The following is a 21,007-nucleotide window of genomic DNA, read 5'->3' as shown; positions in this document are numbered from 1 at the left end:
GGGACGTTTGGAGGGGTCGAACCTCCACCTGAGGATCTGCGCACCGCCGTGCGGTGTCGTTGGGCGCATTCCCGAGACCAGAACGGTGACGGGCTTTTTTTCGAAGGAAGGAACCGTCACCTTCGCACCGGGAAGCGCTCCGACAACCTACGCGGATCGCCGAGGACCGCACAAGCGAATTTATCCGCGCGAACGCCGCCGGAAAAATCTTGGCAGGAAGTTCGGCCGGCGTGTCGATTGCCGCGGCCCGCGTTCGTAGCCCTGGTGAGAGACCGGCGCAGGGCCGGTCCGCACCGCAACGGAGGCCCGTCATGACCACCACCACCAACCCCACCACCACCCCCACCTCCCGCAGCGCCGGCTCGGACACCGCCTTCCCGATCCGCTCGATGCTGCTCGCCGGTGTCGCCGCCACGGCCGCGGCCTCCGTCGCCATCGCCGCCGTCGCGGCCGCCGGACACGCCGCCGGTATCAGCCTCGACATGGCGGGCGAGCCCATCCCGGTCGCCGGGTTCGCTACGCTGACCGCGATGTTGTCGCTGGTCGGACTGGTGCTCGCCGCGCTGCTGGGCCGTTTCGCCCGGCGGCCGCGCCGCACGTTCGTCCGCACGACCGTGGCCCTGACGGTGCTGTCGCTGGTGCCGGACGTCATCGCGGACGCCGCGTCCACGACCAAGGTCCTGCTGATGGTGACGCACCTGGTCGCCGCGGCCATCGTCATCCCCGCCGTCGCGCGACGGCTGTCCGCCTGACTCCCGCCCGCCTGCCACAGATCCCCGCCTGCCACAGATCAGGAGCCGCTCATGAAGCAGTACATGCTGGCCGTGCACCACGACTACGACGTCCCGATGCCCTCGGGCGATGCCATGCAGGCCGCGTTCGACCAGGTCGACCGGGTCAACACCGAACTGCGCAGCGCCGGTGCCTGGGTCTTCGGCGGCGGCCTGCTGTCACCGGACACCGCCACCGTCGTGCACGCCGGGACCGGCAACACCACGATGACCGACGGGCCGTACACCGAGACCAAGGAACAACTCGGCGGGTTCTGGGTGATCCGCTGCGCCGACCTCGACGAGGCGCTCGTCTGGGCCGAGAAGTGCTCGGAGGCCTGTATGGGGCCCGTCGAGGTGCGGCCCTTCGAGGACGAGCCCGCCTGAGACCGCCCGTCATGGACATCGAAGACATCTACCGGGCCGAATACGGGCGCTGCGTGGCCACCTTGACCCGCCTCCTCGGCGACATCGGCATCGCCGAAGAGGCGGTCCAGGACGCGTTCGCGGTGGCGCTGCAGAAGTGGGACACCCCACCGCCCAACCCCGGCGCGTGGATCGTGACCACCGCCCGCAACCGGGCCATCGACCGGCTGCGCCGGGAGTCCACCCGCGAGGCCCGGCACGCCCAGGCACTGCTCCTGCATCAACCCGACGAGCCAGAGGAGGTGGGACCCGTGCGCGACGACCAGCTGCGGCTGATCTTCACCTGCTGCCACCCGGCGCTTGCCCCGCTGGCGCAGACGGCGCTCACGCTGCGGCTGCTGGGTGGGCTCGAAGTGCCCGAGATCGCGCGGGCGTACTTCGTCCCCGAGGCGACCGTCGCGCAGCGCATCGTGCGCGCCAAGAAGAAGATCCGCGACGCCGGCATCCCCTACCGGGTGCCCGGTGCCGCCGAACTGCCCGCCCGGCTCCCACCGGTGCTGACCGTGCTCTACCTGATCTTCAACGAGGGTTACGCGTCCACGGCCGGGGAGCTGGTGCGCACCGACCTGTGCCTGGAGGCCATCCGCCTGGCCAGGGAACTGGCCGGCCTGATGCCCGACGAGCCCGAGGTGCTCGGGCTGCTCGCGCTGCTGGTGCTCGTCGAGGCCCGCCGCCCGGCCCGGGTCGGCCCGGCCGGCGAGCTGGTGACCCTCGCCGAACAGGACCGGTCGCTGTGGAACCGTGAGCTGATCGCCGAAGGCCACGCCCTGGTCCGCCGCTGCCTGCGCCGCAACCAGCCCGGCCCGTACCAGATCCAGGCCGCCATCAACGCCGTGCACACCGATGGGCCCGCCACCGACTGGTCCCAGGTGCTGGCGCTCTACGACCAGCTCCTGGCACACACCCCGACCCCGGTGGTCGCGCTCAACCGGGCCGTCGCCGTCGCCGAGGTGCACGGCCCGGCCCTGGCACTGGCCACCATCGAGGACATCGACCTGCCGGGCTACCACCTGCTGCCGGCGACGCGAGCCGACCTGCTGGCCCGGCTCGGCCGGACCGGCGAGGCCCGCGCCGCGTATGACGAGGCCGTCGCCCTGGCCGGCAACGACACCGAGCGGACGTTCCTGCAGGGCCGCCGCGCGCAGCTGGATCGCTGAGGCGGCGGCCCTGCCGGCCCCCGTCAGCGGTTGACAACCTGCCGGACCGCTTCCCGCCGCAGCTCGGACTTGCCCAGGTCCAGGGCGCCGAGCGCAAGGAGTCGCCGCGCGATCCGGCCGGCGACGACCGGTGTGGCGAACGAGGTGCCCGAGCCGATCGCGAACCCGCCGGTGAAGTCGTCCGGGTCGACGCTGGCGCGGTCCTTGTTGGCCGCGTCGTCCCTGGTGCGCGCGGTCGCCTGCAGGCTGTGCTGGAAGTCCTCCGGCATGGCACTGACCAGCGCGGCGCCGCGCTCCCACGTGGTGACCCACTTGCCGGTGTTGCTGAACATCGCCACCGTCCTGCCGTCCGGGTTGAGCGCGCCGACGCTCACCACCGGCACGACGTTCCAGGTGTACTTGCCGGCCTCGGCGAGCGCCGCCGGGTAGCTCTCCCGCGCGGTGCAGTCGTTCCCGGCCGACATGACCACGATGACGCCGAGCTGGGTCAACGCCTGCAGCGACGTGTACAGGGCGGCGGTGTCGGCGATGGACGCGGGATCCTCGTGGTAGTGGCCCATCGACACCGACACGACGTCGACCGGGTCGCCGGCCTTGACCATCGCGGTGAGCTGGTCGATCGCGGCGACGAGGTTGCTCTGCGGGATCGTGCCGTCGGGCTCGATCACCGGGATCGCGATGATGTCCGCCTCGGGGCACGCCTGCCGCACCAGCCCGCAGATGAACGTGCCGTGCCCGGCGAGCGGGTCACGCAGCCCGTCCAGCGGCCGGTTCACGGCACCCCGGTACTCCCCCGGCGCGGTGCCGGCCTTCGGCCCGGTGCCGGCGGGCTTCTGCAGCTGCGTCAACCGCACCTTGCTCAGCCATCCGTGCACGCCGCAGCCGGTGTCGACGACGGCCACGACGGGCGCGCAGTGGCCCGGCGACCCAGTCCTCGGGGCGGCCGTCTCCGGCAGGTCCAGCACGAGCGCGACCGGCCGCGGCCCGCTGTAGGCGAGGTCGGCGTACGGCGACGCGCCGTACGGGTGCGGGGAGTCGTACGGGTGCGGCGAGTCGTACGGGGCCGGACGGTACGGCTGGATCGACATCAGGTGGTCCAGCTCGACGCCGGGCAGCCGCGGGTAGCCGGGGCCGTCCGAGCTCGGATCCGGGTCGGCGCGCCGCCGGGCCCCCTGCAGCACCTTCCACGCGTCGACGGCGACCGGGTCGCCGCCGGCCTTCCGCTCGAGCCGCACCGTGAAGGAGGTGGCCGCGTCGTCGGTGTTGCCGGCGTTGACGCACAGACCGAGGTCGTCGGCGGCGGCGCAGAGCCAGTCGAGGACGGCGGGGCGCCACTCGTCGTCCTCCCGCGGCCAGTTCGCCGGTGGTGCGGTCGTGACCAGCAGCCGGTCGGCCAGGTAGACGGTCGGGCGGATGTGCTGCCCTTCGAACAGTGGCGCGGTGGCCGGATCGAGCAGCCGGGCACCGTACCGGGACAGGATCTCCGGACCCGGCATGACCGGGTCGTAGTCGTGGCCGTGCGCCGGTTCGTCCGGTGGAGGCATCGACATGTGTGGTCTCCAGACTCGTACGAGGTCAGATCGCAATGGCCGGTGTCGCCACCGGATGGTCGAGCCGGACCGCGGCCCCCGCCGTCGGCTCGACCGTGAAGTGCACGAGGCCGCCGGACACGTCGGGGAACGCGAACCGGCCGTCCTCGTCGGCGGTCTCCTCCAGCACGCCGTCGGCGCCGTGGAGTTGCACCCGCAGTGCTGCTGACGGACTGATCCAGCCGTCGATGCGGCGGCGTTGCCGCATCCGTGCCTCGGACACCGCGATGGTCAGCGCCAGCGACTGCGACTCGAAGATGATCGTGTTGGTCATCTCCGTGCCGCGCGCGCCCGCCCCGGACAGCGCCGTCTGGATCGCCATCACCTCGACGTCCAGCCGCTCCAGGCTCAACCGGAACAGCACCCGCTCGGTCAGGTCCACCGGGCACGGGTCGGCGGCCTCCCACATGGCCCGCATCGCCGCCAGCACCACCTCGTCAGCACTCATCGGTCGCTCCATTCCGGATCGCCGTCAAGACTGCGGCGCAGCTTCTCCAGGCACCGGCCCCGGGTCGGGCCGATCGCACCGACCGGCATGTCCATCTCGGCGGACAGCGTCGCGTAGTCCGGCCGCTCGGCGAAGGCGATCACCCGCAGCAGCCGCCGGCACCGCTCGGGCAGCTCCGCCACGTGCCGCCAGAGCCCGGCGAGGCTGCTGTGCAGGGCGACCTCCACAGCCGGGTCCGGGGCCGGGTCGATCTCGCCGTCGACCGCCGACAGGTCCGCGGGCCGCTCCCGCCGCCCGTGCCGGGACACCCGCCACGCCTCCCGCCGGGCGACGGTGGTGATCCACCGGCCCACGGCGTGCGGCTCCCGGACCGTGTCCGCCTTGCCCATGACGGCCAGCCAGGTCGTCTGGACGACGTCCTCCGCCTCCGGCCGACTCACCCCGTACGCCCGGACGATCTGCCAGAGCACCGGCGTCAGCAACCGGACGAGCCGGTTCAGCGCGTCGTTGTCACCGTTGTCCCGCCAGTCGGCGAACTCCTGGGCGGCCGTGTCCCAGATCGCGTCGTCACCGGCGGTCAGCGGAGCCCCCCGTGCGGGGGCGTCACGTTGCATCACGCACATAGGTGTACGGGCGCCCACTGCCTGATACATGACTTTGCAAAAAGAATTCATCGACTTTCCGCGGCGGTCACCGGGTCGCCGTCATCACCGCGCCAGGGCGGCCGCCGGGCCGCCCCCGCGCGGCTGTGGAAGCAGGTCGGGCGGCCGGCGAAGACCGAACCCCCCGGAGGCACGATGACCGTCACGGCCGACGACCTGGACTCAGCACTCGCCGCGGTGGCCACCGCGCTGGCGCCGGCCACCGACCGGGACTGGTCGACCCGCGCGGGCTCCCTCGAATGGGACTGCTGGCACACCGCCGAGCACGCCGGTGACGTCCTGCTGTCCTACGCCGCCCAGCTGGTCGCCCGGCCGGCCACCCGCTACGTGCGTTTCCTGGCCAACGCCGACGCCGACGCCACCGCCGCCGAGGTCCTGGAGTTCGTCGTCGCCGGCGGCGGCATCCTCGTCGCCGCGGTCCGCGTCGCACCCGCGCACGTCCGCGCCTACCACCCGACCGGTATGGCGGACCCTGAAGGCTTCGCCGCCATGGGTTGCGTTGAGGCGCTCGTGCACGGCCATGACATCGCCGAGGGCCTCGGCCTGAAGCTCGCCGGGCCGGCCGACGTCTGCGCGCGGGTGCTCACCCGGCTGTTCCCCGACACGCCGGCCCCGCTCGACGACCTGGACCCGTGGACCGCGCTGCTGTGGGCCACCGGACGGCTGGACCTGCCCGGGCTCGGGCGCCCCGAGCGCTGGCGGTGGCACGGCGCCCCGGCCGGGGAGCGCGACTGACCGCCGCCGGCCTCAGTGCTTCTGGACCACGCGCTCGGGTTCGCCGGGCTTCCAGATGGTGATCTCGAGGCGGTCGCCGCCCAGGAGGGCGATCGAGGACGCGCCGGTCAGGTCCGCGGCGTACAGGTGGTCGAAGGGCAGCTTGTCGCGCAGGTCCATGCCGGACTCCGCGAACAGCGCCTCGGCGAACCGCCGGTGGACGTCCTCGTCGCGGACGTCGGCAACGACGCCCCACAGCTTCGCGTCACCGTCGGCGAGGTAGGTGTCGACCGTGGCGGTGTGCAGGCAGAAGCGCGGGTCGCGGGCCAGGTCACGGAACTTGGCGGTGTCCGGCATCCCCATGATCCACAGCTGGTCCTCGAAGATCACGGGCTCCATCGGGCTGATCCGCGGAAAGCCGTCGGCGCGGATCGTGGCGAGCATGCAGAGCTTGCCGGTCGCCGCGTGGCGGCGCGCGAAGACGGCCGCGATGGTCGGTGCGAGCTCGGTGAGCTCCTTCCACGTCGTCATGTGGCAACGCTACGCCGCGCGCTCGTCCAGGATGTCCTCGTAGACGCCGACCTTGTAGTTGACCAGGTCGAGGCACTTACGCAGCTGGTCCATCTGGTCGAGGACCCGCTGCCGGTGCTCCCGCAGCAGGTCGAGCCGTTCCGCCTCGTTGCCCTCGCCGCCGCGGACGAGTTCGGTGTAGCGGCGGATCTGCGGCAGTGGCATCGCGGAGCCGCGCAGGATCACGCAGACGGTGAGCCAGTCGACGTCGTCCTCGTCGTAGACGCGCCGCCCGGCGGGGTCACGCCGGATCGGGGTGGCGAGCAGCCCTTCCCGCTCGTAGAAGCGCAGCGCGTGCACGCTCAGGCCGGTGCGTTCGGCGACCTCGCCGATGCTCAACCGTCGCTCAATGTCGGACATGCCGCACATCGTACAAGTTGACCTAGAGCCGACTCTAGCTCCTATGGTGCAGCAGACAGCCCTTCCGGAAGGAGCAGCATGCGGTTCCGCACCCTCGGGCGCACCGGCATTCAGGTGAGCACCCACTGCCTCGGCACGATGATGTTCGGCGCGGTGGGCAACCCGGATCACGACGACTGCGTCCGCATCATCCACGCCGCCCTCGATCAGGGCATCAACTTCGTGGACACCGCCGACATGTACTCCGCGGGCGAGTCCGAGCAGATCGTCGGCAAGGCGCTGCGGGGCCGCCGCGACGACGTGGTGCTGGCCACCAAGGTGCACTTCCCGATGGGTGAAGGGCCGAACCGGGGCGGCAACTCGCGGCGCTGGATCGTGCGCGAGATCGAGGACAGCCTGCGCCGGCTCGGGACCGACTGGATCGACCTGTACCAGGTGCACCGCCCCGACGCGAGCACCGACGTCGAGGAGACCCTGTCCGTGCTCACCGACCTGGAGCGGCAGGGCAAGATCCGCGCGTTCGGCTGCTCCACCTTCCCGGCCGAGCAGATCGTCGAGGCGCACCACGTCGCCGAGCGCCGCGCGCTGCACCGGTTCCGCACGGAGCAGCCGCCGTACTCGCTGCTGGCCCGAGGCATCGAGAAGGACCTCCTGCCGGTCGCCGAACGGTACGGCATGGGCGTGCTGACCTGGAGCCCCCTGGCATCGGGGTTCCTGACCGGCCGCTACCGCAAGGGGCAGCCGGTGGACCTGTCGACCGGCCGCGCCGCGCTCACCCCGGCCCGGTTCGACCCGGCGCTGGAGGAGAACGCGCGCAAGCTCGACGTGGTCGAGCAGCTCGTCGAGCTCGCCGCGGACCTCGGCTGCACGCTGCCGGAGCTGGCGCTGGCGTTCCCGATCGCCCACCCGGCGGTCACCTCGGTCATCACCGGGCCCCGCACCATGGCCCAGCTCGACGCCGCGCTGAAGGGCGCCACCCTGACCCTGGACGACACCGCCCTGGACCGGATCGACGAGATCGTGCCGCCGGGGACCGACCTGTACCGGGCGGACGGCGCCTGGCGCCCGCCGGCGCTCACCGACGCGACGCTGCGCCGCCGCCGCACGGCCGACCGCGCCGCGGCCTGATCGCGGACTGCCACGGCCTACCCGTTGAGCAGGAACTGCAGTCCGGTGACCCGGCCGGTCACCGATGCGAGCCGCCCGAGGGTCTGCGCGGCGTACAACCGTTCTGGTGGCAGGATCGCGGGGTCGGTCGCCTCGGCGCACAGCGATTCGAGGTCGTGCCGCCGGCCCGCGGGCCGCAACTCGGCGAGCCCTTCGGCGACATCGCATCGCTGCAGGGACGTCAGGCCGGTCCTGGGCAGCCGAGCCAGGGCCTCCGCTGCCGCATGCCGGTGTTCGGGCCGCAACGTTGCCAGCTCCGCGTACGCCAGGGCCTGCTCGACCTCGCCGCCGGGGTCCTGGGTCGCGTCACCCTTGGCCAGGCTCAGCAGCACCCCGGCCGCGACCTTCGCCTCGGGGCTGCCCCATTCGGCCAGCGCGGCCGCGCCGCGACGGCGGTCTGCCGTGGCGGCGCCGGTGTCATGGACGAGGTGCAACAGCGCCGTCCTTGCTGCCGGTTCGTATCGCCAGTCGATGTCGCACAGTGCGTTGAGGGCGCGCGCGTGCTTGGTCGGATCGGCCGCGAACTCCTCGACGAGCGGCCGCATCAACGCGCCGCCGGCCCGCGCGTCACGCTGTGTTGCGGCGAAGTCGGTGGCGGCCCACATCCGGTCGACGAAGCGCAGGCGTCCGTCCTGCACGACCCGCCGGAGCGCGTCGGCTGCCAGCGTCCGGCCGGCCGGCCCGAGCCCGGCCGCGGCCCTCGCCGCCGCGCACCGCTCGGTGGCCGACACGTCAGGGTCGTCGGCGATCGCCGCGAGGTGGGCTCGCGTGTCGTCGCAACGCCGGGGATCGAACCGGACCAGTGCGGTCAGGGCCTCGACGCGCTCCCACGGGTCGACCGCAGGATCACCGGCGATGTCGACCAGCACCTCCAGGGCCCGCAGCCGGTGGCTCGGGCCGAACCGGGCCAGCTGCTCGGCGGCGATCCGGCGTTCCCAACCCCGCGCCGGCGTGCCGGTGGCGGCCTGATGCCACAGCCGGGCGCTCCGGTCGTGCTGGTGCCGCCCGACGTGGGTCAGGATCGAGATCGCCACGAGCCGTTGCCACGGTGCAGTGTTTCGGTCCGTGGCCGCCTCGGTCAACGTGTCCACCGCGGTGGACACGTGCTCGTCGTCGATCTCGGCGATCGTCGCGGTGACGAGCGCCTGATGCACCGGTTGCAGCGGCGGTTGTGCCTCCTCGGCGGCGAACTCGCGCAGGATGCTCAAGGCTCCGGCCCGGGCGTGCGGCCCGAGACCGGCGAGCTCAACGGCCGCCCGGGTCCGGTATCGCACATCGAACCGCCGCTCCGCGGCCAACGCCCGCAGGGCGCGGATCGCGGCCGGTCGGGCCGGCAGGCCAAGGTTGACGAGATATTCCGCGGCGTTGCAACGCGCCATGGGATCCGCGGCGGCATCCGTGGCCTGCTGCTCGACGAGGGCCGCGGCGGCCGCTCTGGCGTCGCCGCCCAACTTCGCCATCTCACGTGCCGCGGTCAGCCGGTCGGCCGCGCTGCAGGCCTCGTCGGTGGCGATGCGGCGCAGGTCCTCGACGACCATGGGCAGATACTGCGGCGCGAAGACGATCATTGCCTTGGCCGCCCGGGCGCGCTCCTCCGGCAGCAGGGTCGCGTCGACGACGATGCGGTGCAGCAGCGTCGCGGCCGCCTCGTGGTGCTCGGTCCCGAGGCCGGCCAGCGCCAGCGCCGCCCTTCTGCGGTTCCATTCCGATGCTGCAGGGTCGGCGCTGTGTGCACGCAGCAGGTCCGCTGCCGTGGTGCGGTGGTCCGGGCCGAGGCCGGCCAGCGCCTGTGCGGCGCGCCGCCCCCGCAGTCCGTTGCCCTCCGGGCCGAGGGCGATGGCTTCCAGCGCGTCGGCGACCGGAGCGCGGTGCTCCGGGCCCATCCGCAGGAGCAGCTCGGCCGCCTGGAGGCGGTCGTCGGCGTCGACCTCGGGGTGTTTGAGCAGTCCTCGAAGCGCTGTGGCGGCCGATGCCAGCAGGCCCGGGTCGAGCGTGGCGAGGGCGACCTGCCCGAAGGCGGCTGCCGGACTCCCGGCCGGTTCGGCGGCAACCACGGCACGCAGTCGCGTGCCGGCGGCGGTGCGGTCGACCGGGCGCAGGCGTGCCAGGAGCCTGACCGCGCGGCGGCGCACGTCGACGCCGGTGGCCGGCCCGACGGCCAGTGCGCACAGCGGTGCGACGACCTCGGCGCAGGTGTCGGGGCGGAGCCTGATGAGCAGCTCGATCGAGGACAGCCGCTCGTCGTCGTCGGCCAGCGGGTCGGCGGCGATCGTCGCCAATGTGTCTGACCTGTCGACGCCGAGTTGCAGCAGCCGGTGGGCGGCCTGCCGGCGCGATGACTCCGGCCGGCCGGGGTCGATGGCGATGAGTTCCAGGGCGGCCACCGCTCGCTCCCGGGAGATGCCTGTCCTGCCGGCCAGTTCCCCGGCTGCGTCGAGGGCCCTTCCGTCGTCCACCTCCCGGCGGGTCACCAGCCAGCCCAGCATCCCGGCGACCTCGTGACCGCGGTGCCCGCCGGTGGCGATCAGCTCCTGTGCCGCCTGGAGCGGGAGATACTCATCCCCGTTCGGATCGGTGACGCAGGTCGCGCGGATGTCCATCGAGTGGCCGATCCAGGACCGGCCGAGGTCGGCGAGCTGGTTGGCGATCTCCCACCGGAGCCAGGACTCCGCCGGTCCCGTGCCGGCGATGCCCTGCAGGACGGTGGCGGCCAGCTCGACGCCACCCGGTCGCAGCGAGGCGAGCGCGGTCGTCGTCACCAACAGGTCCTCGTCCGAGATCCACCGTTGCCGCAGCAGCGCCTGCAGCTGCGCGGCGGTCCGCTCGGTCCATGGTTTGCCCAGCTTGGCCAGCGTCTGCGTGGCCCACGATCGGATCAGCATGCCCACGGCGGGATCGAGGATGATGTTCTCGAGGTCGGTGGCGGCCTGCTCGCACTGCTGCGGGCCGAGTCGAGCCGCCAGTTGTGCGGCAGACTGACGATCGAAGGCGTTGACGGTGGGGTCACTGGCTATCGCGTGGAGCGTGGTGCCGATGTCGCGTCCGTGCTCGGCCCCGGGCTTCGCCAGGTCGTCGAACACTGACGTGCGCAGGTGCGCATTGTTGTCAGGCGTGGCGGCCACGTCGATGGCGGCCGCAACTGCCTGCGCCTGACGCCCGTCGCCGAGCTTGGTCAGGCTCGTGATCGCCTGGAGCCTGGCCTGGATGTCGACGAGCGGGTCGGCGGCGATGGTGAGCAGGTCGGCGGCGGCCTGGTCGCGGTGTCCGGCGCCCAGTCGGGTGAGGGCCTCGGCCGCATCGCACCGCTCGAAGGCGTCGGCCGTCGGTCGGCCGCAAACTCGTGCAGCTCCTCAGCCGCCCGGTCCTGGCCGGTCGGGTCGAAGGCGGCGAGTGCCGCGAGTGTCATGGCCCGGTCGCCGGCGCCGACGGCAGGGTCCGCCGCTACGGCGATCAGGTCCCGGGTGCCCTGCTGCCGGTGGGCGCCACCGAGCCGCGCGAGGTCCTCGGCAGCCTGCCGGCGCTCGTCGGCGTCCGAGTTGGGGTCGGCGGCCAGGGCGTGCAGGGCGGCCGCGGCGCTGTCCCGCGCTGCGCCACCGAACTTGACGAGGGCATAGGCGGCGCCCCGTCGCTTGTGGGCGGCGACCATGGCGTCTCCGGCAAGCGCGTGCAGCGCCGCCACGGCCAGGTCGCGGTGCCGGGTGCCGAGCCTGGCCAGGTCCTCCGCGGCCTGCAGCCGGTCGTCATCGTCCGCGGCGGCGTTGGACGTCAGTTCGTGCAGCACCTTGGCGGCCAGGTCGCGCTGCTCGGCGCCGAGCCGGGACAGCACCATGGCGCCGCGGCGGCGCACGGAGAACGGAAACGCCGAGGGCACCTCCTGCCGCAGCAGGGTGGTGCCGAAACGCTTGGCTTCCGCGCTGTGCTCGTGCAGCAGGTCGATCAGACCGATCCTGCTGTCCAGCGCGACGGTGGGGCCCGTCAACAGCCCCATCAGCCGCGAGCGCACCCATGGGGAGCTGATGAGCGCGGACACCGCGTCCGGATCGAGCAGACCGCTGGCCAGCGCGTCGTCCTCGATCTGTTCGACATGTGCCTTGAGCTGGTCGTCGGTGCAGGGTGCGCCCTTGGCGACGAGCTGACCGGCCAGCCGGCGGTCCTCCCGGGCACCCTGCTGGAGCCGGTCGAGGGTCGAGGGATCGTGCTCGTGCAGGTGCAGGTAGTACAGCAGGGTCCGGATGGCCCCCTCGACACCGAGCCGGCCGGACGTGAGCAGCTCGGCGAACTCCGGCCGGTCGGCGTCGAAGAACGGTGGCAAGGCCCGCGCGTCAGCGGTCGCCGCGAGATGCTCGGCGAAGATGAGGTGGGTGAACCGCAGCTGCCGGCGCCCGGGGTTGACGATGCCGGTCTGGGCCAGCCAGTGCACCAGCACCGTCTCCCAGTTCGCCGGCAGTTCGTCCAGGTGGGGGACGCCGCCGCGCAGGTACTGCTCTGCGGCCGGAAGCAGCTGCCGTTCACTGGTGGTGTATGCCTTGGCCAGGTGTTCCAGCAGCTCCCACCGGTGCCCGGCGAGCCAGTCCCGCAGCCGGTTCCCGTCGGCCGTGGCCGGCAGCTGGGCCAGCACCTGCTGGGCGTACTCCTCGCGGCGCGCGACGGACAGCGTGATGTAGCGCTGGTAGAGCTGGTAATGGCTGGGCGGCAGCTGCCGGTCCGGCGACGCGAGGTACACCTGCACCGCCACCGTGGCCAGCAGCGGTACTTGCAGGATGTCCTCCAGCCTGGCCAGGCGCACCGCGGTGAGGAACCGCCCCGCGGCGGCCGTGTCGCCCAGCCATGCTTTGGCGAACGCCGCCAGCGCGTCCTCGTCGAAGCGCTGCAGGTCGTAGCAGCCGACGCCGGGCTTCTGCACCCTGGCGATCTCCCCCGGGTGCAGCGGCCTGCTGGTGACGAGGAAGTGGGATGGTCCGCCGGTGCCGACCATCTTCGCCGCGAGCGTCACCAGGAGCCGTTGGCGGCTGGCCGGGTCGGGGATCTCGTCCAGGGCGTCCACCACGATGCGCCAGCGGCACCCGGCCACCGGCGCCGCGAAGATCGCCTCGGGCAGGTCGCTGTCGAACGGGCCGTATTCGCTCTGCACGGCCGTGCGCAGCATGGCCGGCCAGGTGCTCTCGGGTTGCGCGGCCAGTGTCCTGGCGGGCAGGAGCACCGGGATGGTGAGCTCCAGTGTTGCATCGCCCATGCCACGGCCGTCGGCGCCGCCATCGGCACCGTCATCGAGCACGGCGTCGACGAGGCGGAGCACCAGGCGGTTGACCAGCGTCGTCTTGCCCATACCGCCGTCGCCCTGCACGACCAGGTGTTGGTGCTGGCCGAACACCTCGTCGAATGGCTGGACCAGCAGCGCCAGCCGCTCCTTCTCGACCTGCGACTGCTCGCGTTCGAGCTGCAGCTGCTCGAGGTCATCGAACTCCTCCAGCCGGGGCCGCCGCTGCGCCGCCGGCTCGGCCACGGACTGGCTGACGTAGACCTCCAGGAGCGGGATCCTGCCGTACCCAGCGGGTGCGTACGGCAGCTCGTTGAGCGTCTCCCGCATCCTGTACAGCAGTTCCGTCACACCGGGCGGCAGGCGTTCGGCCAGTGGGCGGGCACGGTCAAGCACGCCGGCCAGCAGGGGCACCAGGTCCTCGGTGCGAGCAATCCACACCGAATCGCGCAGCCATCCAGTCGTGCTGTTGTACCTGGCCGACACCACCCCGACCACCTGCGTGCCCCCGGGCAGGGTCACCGGGGCGCCACTCATGCCCGGCACCACGTCCCGGCTTTTCAGATGGCCCAGCACGGTGCCGTCACGCGCCAGTTGGCCTCCCCACTGCCCTGACACGCGTTCGAGGTATCTGACCTCATGGTCCGGGTCGTCCACCTCGGCCACACCCGAGACGACGACGTCCGTGCCGGTGCCGACGCTGCCGGTCTCCCGGAGGCCGTCGACCGAGGCGGCGAGGGGCAGCTCGCACCGCAGTACGGCAAGATCGTTGATCGGATCGACCCGCACGACGGTGGCCGGCACCGTCAGGCCGCCGGTCAACCGCCCGACCCCGACCGTGGCGCCGAGGGTCTCGGCGTCCAGGTCACACAGCACATGCCAGGCGGTGACCAGCACGCCGCTGCCGACCTGGAAGCAGGTCCCCACGGAGGCGCCGCCGGCGTCGACGATCCGGCCCAGATGATCCAGCGCAGGCATGTCGCTCATGTCGCCGGCTGCGCGTCGCCGACCCGCCCCCGCAGGCGTCGGCCGCGCCGTTCGAGCGATTTCCCGACACCGATCCGCATTGGAGCCGAGCGACCGCGCATAGCCGTCATCATGCCAGCAGGTGCGGGTCAGTGGCAGTGATCCATCGACCTGTGCCCAGTTGTCGACCGATGTACGGCCGGGCGTTCAGGTTGCCGGCCGGCTCCGAATGATGGCGACCGTGAATCCGGTGTGCGATTGTGTTCGGCATGGCTGGTCGAGTGATGCCGATTCGGTTCGGCGACGTCGAGGTTCTGGTGGAGACGTCCCAGGTGGCCGGCAGTGAGCCCACCTCACGCGTCGGGGACGCGGCGCGGGCGGTGGCGGACTCCTACGAACACGCCCGCACCGCGATCACGGAGATCGCCACCTCCGTTGCCGCGACCATCGATCAGCTGGCCCAAAGCTCCCGGCACCCTTCCCGCGTGGAGGTGGAATTCGGCCTGAAGTTCTCGGGCAAGGGCAGCGTGTTCGTTGCCGAAGCCTCCGGGGAAGCCACCATGCGCATCCTGATCAGCTACGACGTGGCCCAGTAGCAGACTGTGTCACCCGCGTTCCGCGGGTAGCCGCCCGCCGCATTCTATATAGATGCTCGATGATTTCCGCTCGGCGCCGCCGGAAATGCGTTCGAATGCGTGAGGATGGCGGCGGCGGACGCCCCGGCACACGTTCATCGGGCCGCTGGGGCGGTGAGGAAGTCGATGGCGTGGCGCAGCAGGTCACCTGAGTCGGTGAACCACAGCGCATCGGTGCCGGGCACGGTCCGCAGGTGCGCGTCCGGCAGGTTCGCGGCCAGGTGCGAGGCGTGGCCGGCGTCGACGTTGAGGCAGTTGCGGCGGTGCAGCACGAGGGTCGGCGCGGTCACGGCGCTCAGGCGGTGCCGCAGGTCGGTGCCGGTGGCGACGGCGCGGATGGCGGTGGCGACCGCGGGGCTGGCGGCGCGCCGGCCGATGCGGTTCCACCACTGCCGGAAGTCCTCGTCGGCGGCGCGGCTCGGGGCGGCCTGCGCGACGGAGTCCACGGCCTGCGCCGGGTCGGCGGGCGAGACGGTGTCGCGGATCAGTGTCTCGGTCGTGCCGGGGTCCAGCCCGAACGGGTAGCCGGCGCCGCGGGTGTACCGCGGGAAGCACTGCGCCAGCACCAGCGAACGCACGCGCTCGGGGTGGCGGGCGGCGAACTCGATCGCGATGAGCCCGGTGTCGAAGTTGGCGAACAGGTCGGCCCTGCCGATCGCGAGGGCGTCGAGGACCCGGCGTACGTCGGCCACCCACTGCTCCAGCGGCGGCCGGCTCGGGTCGAGGGGGTCGGACAGGCCGATGCCGCGCCGGTCGAGGCAGACGACGGCGGCGTGTTCGGCGAGGGCGGCCAGCGCCGCGCGGGGGTGCGGGTTGTCGAGGAGGCCGTCGATGGTGAGCATCGCCGGGTTGAGCAGGACGAGGTCGGGTCCGCGGTCGGACAGCCGGGTGTAGGCGGTCGAGCCGTCGTCGCCGGTGGCATACCGCACCGTCACAGCGGTCACCGCCAGAGCACCGGACGGGGAGCCGACGGGCGCGGCGGGCGCGGACGAAGCGGGGACAGGCGCAGCGGGGACAAGCGCGGCAGTCGCGGGTGCGGCGAAAGCGGGTGCGGCGGGGACGGGCGGAACAGCGGCAGGCGACGGGGACGGGCGCAGCACGGCGGCCTGGGCGTCGCGCAGTGCGGGCGACGGATCCAGGCCGACCTCGACGAGCGCGGCGCGGGCGGCGGCGACAGCCCGCAGCGCCTCGGTCTGCCGGCCGGCCCGGTGCAGGGCGTGCACATAGTGCACCCACATCGGCTCATCGAGGGGGTCGGCGGCGGTGAGCTGCTCCAGCTCGCCGAGGGCCGAGCCGGGGTCGGCGCCGGCCGCGAGGCAGCCGAGGTGCTCCTGCACGAGGAGCCGCCGCTCCTGGCGCCAGCCCTGCCGCAGCGCCGCCGCCGCGACCGTGTCCGGCAGCTCGGGCTCGCCGCGCCACAGTGCGCGGGCCTCGGCCAGCACGGCGGCGGCGCCATCCGGGCGGCCGTCGGCGAGCAGGAGGCGGGCCCGGATCCGCGCGGCGGCGACGAGCCCGACGTCGGACTGCGCGGACGAGGGCGCGAGCGCCAGCCGGTACCCGTCGCGGCCGACCCGCTCGACGTCGGCGCCGGGGCCGGCGGCCTGGAGCGCGGCCCGGATGCGGGACAGGTGGGCGCGCAGCGTCTTGACCGCCGAGGGCGGCGGGTCGTCCCAGAGCAGCCGGGCGAGCTCGTCGAGGGTGACCGCGGCCGGGGCGCGGACAGTCAGGACGCTCAGCAGCTCACGTGCCTTACGCTCCAGCCGGGGCGTCGAACCGGTCGGGACGTGGACGCCCGCCGTCCCCAGCACCCGCACGATCACGGTGCCCAGCGTAGGACCACAGCCGGACCACATCCACACCACATCCGTCCCCGGCGGCGTGCCGCATAGCTTCGGCCGCATGACGAAGTACGACATCGGGCTCGCCGGCGCGGGTCTGGAGCGCCGGTTCAGCGGCGCGCTCTTCCGGCCGGGCGACGCCGGGTACGACGAGCACCGGCTCGGTTGGCATCGGACGTTCGAGTCCCATCCGGCGCTCGTCGCGGCCGCCGCGACCGCCGCCGACGTGCGGACGGCGGTGCTGGCCGCCCGGGAGCACGACCTGCCGCTCGCGGTGCAGGCGACCGGCCACGGCGCCGTCGTCCCCGCCGACGGCGCGCTGCTGCTCAAGACGACCGCGCTGAACAGCGTCGAGATCGACCCGCATCGCCGGGTCGCCCGCGTCGGCCCGGGCGCGGTATGGGCGGACGTGAACCGCGCCGCCGCCCGGTTCGGCCTCGCCGGGCTCGCGGGCCGCTGCAGCACGGTGGGGGTGACCGGGTACACCCTCGGCGGCGGGCAGTCATGGCTGTCGCGGACCTTCGGGTTCGCCGCCGACAGCGTCGTGAGCGCGGACGTCGTGACCGCGGACGGGGTCGCGCTGACCGCGACCGCACGGCAGCACCCCGACCTGTTCTGGGCGTTGCGCGGCGGCGGCGGCAACTTCGGCGTCGTCACGTCGCTGGAGTTCCGGCTGCACCAGGTGCCGCGCGTGTACTCCGGCATGTCCTTCTACCCGCTGGAGCGCGCGTTCGACACGCTCGCCGCCTACCGGGACTGGGCCCTCGACGAGCCCGCGGCCATGAACACGGCGGTCCTGCTGATCCGCCTGCCACCGTCGCCGCTGATCCCCGAGCCGCTGCGGGGCCGGCGGGTCCTGGCGATCCGGGCGTTCCACCACGGCGACGACGGCGACCGGGTCCTCGCCCCGCTCCTCGCGGCCGCCGGCCCGCCGCTGGTCGACGCGTTCGGGATGCGCCCGTTCCCGGCCGCCAGCGACGCCACGAACGGCCCGGACGCGCCACCGATGGCCAACCGGCAGGAGATCGAGCTGTTCCGCGCCCTCCCGGACGACGTGCTGCACGCCGTCGTCGAGGCCGGCGCCGCGGACTCCCCGCTCGCGTTCGTCGAGGTGCGGCACTGGGGCGGCGCGATGGCCGAGCCCGGCCCGGATGCCGGTCCCGCCGGCCACCGCGACGTGCCGTTCTCGGTCATGGCCGTCGCCCCGTACCTGTCCCCCGACCGTTCCGCCGCCGACGCGACCCTCGACCGCCTGGTCGGCCGGCTGCGCCAGCACGCGACCGGCGGTTCCTTCCTCACGCTGCTGACGGACCACACGAAGACCCGCACCGCGTTCACCGCCGACAACTACGCCCGCCTGGCCGCCGTCAAACGCGCCTGGGACCCCGCCAACGTCTTCCACCTCGGTCACAACATCCCACCGGCACCCGATCGAAAGGCAACCCCATGAGCCGCATCCTTGTCACCGGCGCCACCGGTACCGTCGGCGCCAACGTCGTCCATGAACTGCGGGGCCGCGGGGCGCAGGTGCGAGCCTTCGTCCGTGACCCGCGGGCGGCCGCGGCGAAACTCGGCGACGTCGAGCTCGCCCTGGGCGACTTCGACGATCCGGCGTCGCTGCGGCGCGCGCTGATCGGGGTCGACCGCGTGTACGTCAGCGCCGCGGACGGCCCGCGCAAGGTCGTGCACGAGACCGCGGTGATCGACGCCGCCACCGAGGTGGGTGTCGAGCGGATCGTGCGGCTCTCCGCGATGCACGCCGACCCCGCGTCGCCGCTGCACGTCTTCCGCTGGCACGGCGAGATCGACGCGCACCTGCGCCGCTCGGAGGTCCCTTCGGTGCTGCTGCGGCCCGCGTTCTTCATGGCCAACCTGCTCATGGTCGCCGGCGGCGTCGCGCACACCGGCATGCTGCACGGGCCAACCGCCGGCCGCCGGATCGCGATGATCGACATCCGCGACGTGGCCGCGGTCGCGGCGGTCACGCTGCTCGGCGAGGGGCACGCGGGGCGCACGTACGAGCTCACGGGCCCGGCGCCGATCACGTTCGCGGATGTCGCGGCGGCGCTCGCGGACGCGACCGGTCATCCGGTCCGCTCGGTCGACCTCACCGAGGAGGAGGCGCGGCCGCGCTTCGAGGGTGCGGGCCTGCCGGACTGGCTCGCCATCCACCTGGCCGGTGTCTTCGGTGTCATCCGTGCCGGCGGCTTCGAGTCCGCCACCGACGACGTCGAGCGGATCACGGGCCATCCGGCCCGCGACATCACCGGCTTCGCCCGCGACTTCGCCGCCGCGTTCACCCCTGCGGCGGTGCCGACCGGCCAGCCGGGGTAACGCACCGCCGGCGGGGCAGCGCTTCAGCGGCGGGGCAGCAGCGGGCCGAGCGGGCCGAGGTCGATGTTGAGGTCCTCGGGGGACACGCCGAAGTGCTCGCACAACTCGGCCATCTGGTCCTCGAGCGCCATCAGCGTGATGCCGATCTGCTCGATCTGCTCGTCGGTGAGGTCGCCCACGTCGACCCTGCGCAGCGCCTGCCGTTCCATCAACTGGCGCAACAGCTCGACGATCGTGAGGACGAGGCCGGCGAAGCCGCGTTCGAGCTTGTCCCGGTCGACCTCGATCCGTTGCCTGGGCCTGGCCGGCGGCGCCGGTCCCGTGCGGTCCTCGGGGGTGCTCATGGCGGAGCGTCCTCGCTGAGGGTGCCCACCGAGGACACCAGCGCCCGCAGTGAGATGGTCACCAGGTCGACGTCGGCGATCGACAGCGTCACCTCGCCGCTGATGACGACACCGGTCGCGAGCACCCGGTCGAGGAGGTCGACCAGGGCCAGCCGGTCGGGCGCGACCGCCGCGGACACCGGCATCGCGGTGTCCCTGGATGTCACGGTGTCCCTGGATGTCACGGTGTTCCCGGGTGTCATGGTGCTCCTGGGTGTCATGGCGGCGGCTCCTCGTCCACGGCGACGAACGAGTACGGCGGCCACGGCCCCGTCAGCTGCAGGCGGAGCGCGGGAAGCCGGCCGGTCAGCGCCGCGACGGCGGCGGCGAACTGGTCCGCGTCCGCCGCGCCGACCAGATACGCGCCGTTGAGCACCATCACGTCCCGCCGGCCGGAGAGGCTGCGGTCCTGCGGCGGGTGCCGGCGGGCCCGCTCGGCGTGTTCGGTGAGCGCCGCGTGCACCTCCTCGGCGCTGTCCAGCGCGGCCTGCCGTTGCCGTTCGGCGGCGCCGAGCTCGGCGCGCCGCCGGCGCAGGTACGCCGCTCCGGGGCCACCGCCGACCGGCTGCCCCGCCGGCTCGGGCAGCGGTGCCGCATCGGCGGCGAACGCCTTGACGCCCCACTCATCGCGCCCGGCGACCCGGTGCAGCACCGCGGTGAAGTCGTCGCGTCGCTCGCTCAGCACGGTCCGCACCCGCGAGTCGTCCCGGTACACCGTGCCCAGCTGGGCCGGGACGGCGCTCCCATGGCGGCCGGCGGCGTCGACGACGGCGTGATGCGCCCGCGCCACCGACTCCAGCCAGGCCAGGTCCTCAAGGTTGTGCCGCATCGGCTCCGCGCCGAACTCGTCGAGGTCCACGGAGCTCACGACGGCGACCAGGCCGGCGGCCTCGACGGCGCGCACCGGCTGACCGCCCACGCCGGTGAGTCCGGCAAGGCCGGCCGGAGGCGGGTCGCGGGTCACGGCGTGCAGCCACACGCCGGGGGGATCAGCCATGCTCGCCGGTCTCCAGCTCGCGCCCATCCGGGTGGGCACCCTGCGGCAGCTCCGCCCGCGCGGACGACGACAGCCACGGGTCGTGCTCCCACCAGTCGATGCCCATCTGCCGGGCCGTGTCGACGGACGCGATCACCAGCCGCAGCTTGATCGTGAGCAGTTCGATGTCGAGCAGGCTCACCCGGATGTCGCCGACGATCACGATGCCCCGGTCGAGCACCCGTTCGAGGATGTCGCCGAGGTTCGCCGGCTCGTGGCCGGCGGAGCTCTGGGGCAGGGACGACTGTCGCGTGATGCTCATGTCATGTCACCTCGCCGCTGTCGGCCTTGCCGCGCGGGTACCGCCGGACCCGGCGCAGCGACACCAGTGACCCGTCCGGCCGCAGCCCGATCCGGTAGACGGCCAGGATGTCGCCGGACGACGGGATCCGGCGGTCCTCGACGACCTCGGCCTCGACCGCCCAGCCGTCGTCGGCCGGCTCCAGTCGCGTGACCCCCGACGGTTGCCGGCCGGTGAGTTCGGTGACCCGCCGCATGGCGGTCTTGGCGATGTCGACCGGCGGCAGCGTTTCCCGTCTACGTTGGTCCCTGCGTTGTTCCCTGCGTTCGTCCCCCCGTTCGTCCCCCCGTTCGTCCCTGGGTTCGTCCCCGCGTTCCTCCAGGCGGTCGGCCAGGCGCTCATAGGCCTCGTCGTCGTACGCCTGGTCGGAACGTGGGTGGTGGGCTCTGCGCAC

Annotated in this window: 20 protein-coding genes and 1 pseudogene; 8 read left to right on the top strand and 13 right to left on the bottom strand. The window is 73.1% G+C overall.

The window, feature by feature from the left end; genetic code table 11:
- Positions 1 to 311: 311 nt before the first annotated feature.
- The 3 genes from AB0K00_RS41740 to AB0K00_RS41730 are packed head-to-tail and all read left to right on the top strand — an operon-like array spanning position 312 to position 2,353.
- Positions 312 to 752 carry a DUF6069 family protein gene (locus AB0K00_RS41740; RefSeq protein ID WP_363533109.1) on the top strand — a complete coding sequence of 147 codons (441 nt, stop codon included), beginning with the start codon at positions 312 to 314 and terminating at the stop codon, positions 750 to 752.
- Positions 753 to 803: 51 nt separating this feature from the next.
- Positions 804 to 1,157, top strand: a complete 354-nt coding sequence (locus AB0K00_RS41735) for a YciI family protein (RefSeq protein ID WP_363533106.1) — start codon at positions 804 to 806, stop codon at positions 1,155 to 1,157.
- 11 nt (positions 1,158 to 1,168) lie between these two features.
- Positions 1,169 to 2,353, top strand: a complete 1,185-nt coding sequence (locus AB0K00_RS41730) for an RNA polymerase sigma factor (protein WP_363533103.1) — start codon at positions 1,169 to 1,171, stop codon at positions 2,351 to 2,353.
- Positions 2,354 to 2,376: 23 nt separating this feature from the next.
- Here AB0K00_RS41730 and AB0K00_RS41725 read toward each other — a convergent pair whose 3' ends face one another.
- Genes AB0K00_RS41725 through AB0K00_RS41715 form a run of 3 tightly spaced genes read right to left on the bottom strand, consistent with a single transcriptional unit; the run spans position 2,377 to position 5,004 of the window.
- Complete coding sequence (locus tag AB0K00_RS41725) at positions 2,377 to 3,903, bottom strand: S8/S53 family peptidase (RefSeq protein WP_363533100.1); 1,527 nt, start codon at positions 3,901 to 3,903, stop codon at positions 2,377 to 2,379.
- A 25-nt stretch (positions 3,904 to 3,928) separates the two neighbouring features.
- Positions 3,929 to 4,390, bottom strand: a complete 462-nt coding sequence (locus tag AB0K00_RS41720) for a hypothetical protein (protein ID WP_363533097.1) — start codon at positions 4,388 to 4,390, stop codon at positions 3,929 to 3,931.
- The gene (locus tag AB0K00_RS41715; RefSeq protein ID WP_363533200.1) at positions 4,387 to 5,004 is read right to left on the bottom strand and encodes a sigma-70 family RNA polymerase sigma factor; all 618 of its coding nucleotides are present in this window, start codon (positions 5,002 to 5,004) and stop codon (positions 4,387 to 4,389) included. Before AB0K00_RS41715 ends, AB0K00_RS41720 begins: the two co-directional genes overlap by 4 nt.
- Before the next feature lie 183 nt (positions 5,005 to 5,187).
- On the opposite strand from AB0K00_RS41715, the gene AB0K00_RS41710 reads away from it, so the two are divergent.
- Complete coding sequence (locus tag AB0K00_RS41710) at positions 5,188 to 5,787, top strand: hypothetical protein (protein ID WP_363533094.1); 600 nt, start codon at positions 5,188 to 5,190, stop codon at positions 5,785 to 5,787.
- 12 nt (positions 5,788 to 5,799) lie between these two features.
- Here AB0K00_RS41710 and AB0K00_RS41705 read toward each other — a convergent pair whose 3' ends face one another.
- Both AB0K00_RS41705 and AB0K00_RS41700 read right to left on the bottom strand, forming a co-directional pair.
- The gene (locus tag AB0K00_RS41705; RefSeq protein WP_363533092.1) at positions 5,800 to 6,297 is read right to left on the bottom strand and encodes a pyridoxamine 5'-phosphate oxidase family protein; all 498 of its coding nucleotides are present in this window, start codon (positions 6,295 to 6,297) and stop codon (positions 5,800 to 5,802) included.
- 9 nt (positions 6,298 to 6,306) lie between these two features.
- Entirely contained in the window at positions 6,307 to 6,696 is a 390-nt protein-coding gene (locus AB0K00_RS41700) for a MerR family transcriptional regulator (protein WP_363533089.1), read from the bottom strand.
- A 78-nt stretch (positions 6,697 to 6,774) separates the two neighbouring features.
- Between AB0K00_RS41700 and AB0K00_RS41695 the strand changes: the two genes are divergently transcribed.
- Positions 6,775 to 7,824, top strand: coding sequence for an aldo/keto reductase (locus AB0K00_RS41695; RefSeq protein ID WP_363533086.1), 1,050 nt, complete (start codon positions 6,775 to 6,777; stop codon positions 7,822 to 7,824).
- A 17-nt stretch (positions 7,825 to 7,841) separates the two neighbouring features.
- Here the strand turns inward: AB0K00_RS41695 and AB0K00_RS41690 are convergent, their stop codons facing one another.
- Positions 7,842 to 10,985 (bottom strand): hypothetical protein, encoded by a 3,144-nt coding sequence (locus tag AB0K00_RS41690; protein WP_363533083.1) that lies wholly within the window; start codon positions 10,983 to 10,985, stop codon positions 7,842 to 7,844.
- A gap of 50 nt (positions 10,986 to 11,035) precedes the next feature.
- A complete protein-coding gene (locus AB0K00_RS41685) occupies positions 11,036 to 14,107 on the bottom strand; it encodes a trypsin-like peptidase domain-containing protein (protein ID WP_363533080.1) in 3,072 nt (1,023 codons plus the stop codon).
- 248 nt (positions 14,108 to 14,355) lie between these two features.
- On the opposite strand from AB0K00_RS41685, the gene AB0K00_RS41680 reads away from it, so the two are divergent.
- Entirely contained in the window at positions 14,356 to 14,682 is a 327-nt protein-coding gene (locus tag AB0K00_RS41680; RefSeq protein ID WP_363533076.1) for a CU044_2847 family protein, read from the top strand.
- Positions 14,683 to 14,816: 134 nt separating this feature from the next.
- Here AB0K00_RS41680 and AB0K00_RS41675 read toward each other — a convergent pair whose 3' ends face one another.
- Positions 14,817 to 16,541 (bottom strand): alpha/beta fold hydrolase, encoded by a 1,725-nt coding sequence (locus AB0K00_RS41675; protein ID WP_363533073.1) that lies wholly within the window; start codon positions 16,539 to 16,541, stop codon positions 14,817 to 14,819.
- A 79-nt stretch (positions 16,542 to 16,620) separates the two neighbouring features.
- Here AB0K00_RS41675 and AB0K00_RS41670 point away from each other — a divergent pair, with 79 nt between their 5' ends.
- Positions 16,621 to 18,009, top strand: a complete 1,389-nt coding sequence (locus AB0K00_RS41670) for an FAD-binding oxidoreductase (RefSeq protein WP_363533070.1) — start codon at positions 16,621 to 16,623, stop codon at positions 18,007 to 18,009.
- Positions 18,006 to 18,893, top strand: a complete 888-nt coding sequence (locus AB0K00_RS41665; protein WP_363533067.1) for an NAD(P)H-binding protein — start codon at positions 18,006 to 18,008, stop codon at positions 18,891 to 18,893. Before AB0K00_RS41670 ends, AB0K00_RS41665 begins: the two co-directional genes overlap by 4 nt.
- Before the next feature lie 23 nt (positions 18,894 to 18,916).
- Here the strand turns inward: AB0K00_RS41665 and AB0K00_RS41660 are convergent, their stop codons facing one another.
- From AB0K00_RS41660 to gvpO, 5 genes and pseudogenes are all read right to left on the bottom strand, one after another.
- Positions 18,917 to 19,237 (bottom strand): gas vesicle protein K, encoded by a 321-nt coding sequence (locus tag AB0K00_RS41660; protein ID WP_363533064.1) that lies wholly within the window; start codon positions 19,235 to 19,237, stop codon positions 18,917 to 18,919.
- Complete coding sequence (locus AB0K00_RS41655) at positions 19,234 to 19,443, bottom strand: gas vesicle protein (protein ID WP_363533062.1); 210 nt, start codon at positions 19,441 to 19,443, stop codon at positions 19,234 to 19,236. Before AB0K00_RS41655 ends, AB0K00_RS41660 begins: the two co-directional genes overlap by 4 nt.
- 50 nt (positions 19,444 to 19,493) lie before the next feature.
- Positions 19,494 to 20,273: a GvpL/GvpF family gas vesicle protein gene (locus tag AB0K00_RS41650; protein ID WP_363533059.1), complete on the bottom strand. Its 780-nt coding sequence runs from the start codon at positions 20,271 to 20,273 to the stop codon at positions 19,494 to 19,496.
- A 115-nt stretch (positions 20,274 to 20,388) separates the two neighbouring features.
- Positions 20,389 to 20,574: pseudogene (gene gvpJ, locus AB0K00_RS41645) on the bottom strand (gas vesicle protein GvpJ); the annotation flags it as partial.
- Position 20,575: 1 nt separating this feature from the next.
- Complete coding sequence (gene gvpO, locus AB0K00_RS41640) at positions 20,576 to 21,007, bottom strand: gas vesicle protein GvpO (RefSeq protein ID WP_363533056.1); 432 nt, start codon at positions 21,005 to 21,007, stop codon at positions 20,576 to 20,578.

It is taken from the genome of Dactylosporangium sp. NPDC049525 (assembly GCF_040676755.1).
GTDB lineage: Bacteria > Actinomycetota > Actinomycetes > Mycobacteriales > Micromonosporaceae > Dactylosporangium.
Note: the sequence above shows the minus strand (reverse complement) of the source record. Positions and strands in the feature narration are given on the sequence as shown.

Bases quoted from the DNA above. Each gene is read 5' to 3' on its own strand.
- AB0K00_RS41740 (WP_363533109.1), top strand. From the start codon at position 312: ATGACCACCACCACCAACCCCACCACCACCCCCACCTCCCGCAGCGCC.
- AB0K00_RS41735 (WP_363533106.1), top strand. From the start codon at position 804: ATGAAGCAGTACATGCTGGCCGTGCACCACGACTACGACGTCCCGATG.
- AB0K00_RS41730 (WP_363533103.1), top strand. From the start codon at position 1,169: ATGGACATCGAAGACATCTACCGGGCCGAATACGGGCGCTGCGTGGCC.
- AB0K00_RS41725 (WP_363533100.1), bottom strand. From the start codon at position 3,903: ATGTCGATGCCTCCACCGGACGAACCGGCGCACGGCCACGACTACGAC.
- AB0K00_RS41720 (WP_363533097.1), bottom strand. From the start codon at position 4,390: ATGAGTGCTGACGAGGTGGTGCTGGCGGCGATGCGGGCCATGTGGGAG.
- AB0K00_RS41715 (WP_363533200.1), bottom strand. From the start codon at position 5,004: ATGCAACGTGACGCCCCCGCACGGGGGGCTCCGCTGACCGCCGGTGAC.
- AB0K00_RS41710 (WP_363533094.1), top strand. From the start codon at position 5,188: ATGACCGTCACGGCCGACGACCTGGACTCAGCACTCGCCGCGGTGGCC.
- AB0K00_RS41705 (WP_363533092.1), bottom strand. From the start codon at position 6,297: ATGACGACGTGGAAGGAGCTCACCGAGCTCGCACCGACCATCGCGGCC.
- AB0K00_RS41700 (WP_363533089.1), bottom strand. From the start codon at position 6,696: ATGTCCGACATTGAGCGACGGTTGAGCATCGGCGAGGTCGCCGAACGC.
- AB0K00_RS41695 (WP_363533086.1), top strand. From the start codon at position 6,775: ATGCGGTTCCGCACCCTCGGGCGCACCGGCATTCAGGTGAGCACCCAC.
- AB0K00_RS41685 (WP_363533080.1), bottom strand. From the start codon at position 14,107: ATGAGCGACATGCCTGCGCTGGATCATCTGGGCCGGATCGTCGACGCC.
- AB0K00_RS41680 (WP_363533076.1), top strand. From the start codon at position 14,356: ATGGCTGGTCGAGTGATGCCGATTCGGTTCGGCGACGTCGAGGTTCTG.
- AB0K00_RS41670 (WP_363533070.1), top strand. From the start codon at position 16,621: ATGACGAAGTACGACATCGGGCTCGCCGGCGCGGGTCTGGAGCGCCGG.
- AB0K00_RS41665 (WP_363533067.1), top strand. From the start codon at position 18,006: ATGAGCCGCATCCTTGTCACCGGCGCCACCGGTACCGTCGGCGCCAAC.
- AB0K00_RS41660 (WP_363533064.1), bottom strand. From the start codon at position 19,237: ATGAGCACCCCCGAGGACCGCACGGGACCGGCGCCGCCGGCCAGGCCC.
- AB0K00_RS41650 (WP_363533059.1), bottom strand. From the start codon at position 20,273: ATGGCTGATCCCCCCGGCGTGTGGCTGCACGCCGTGACCCGCGACCCG.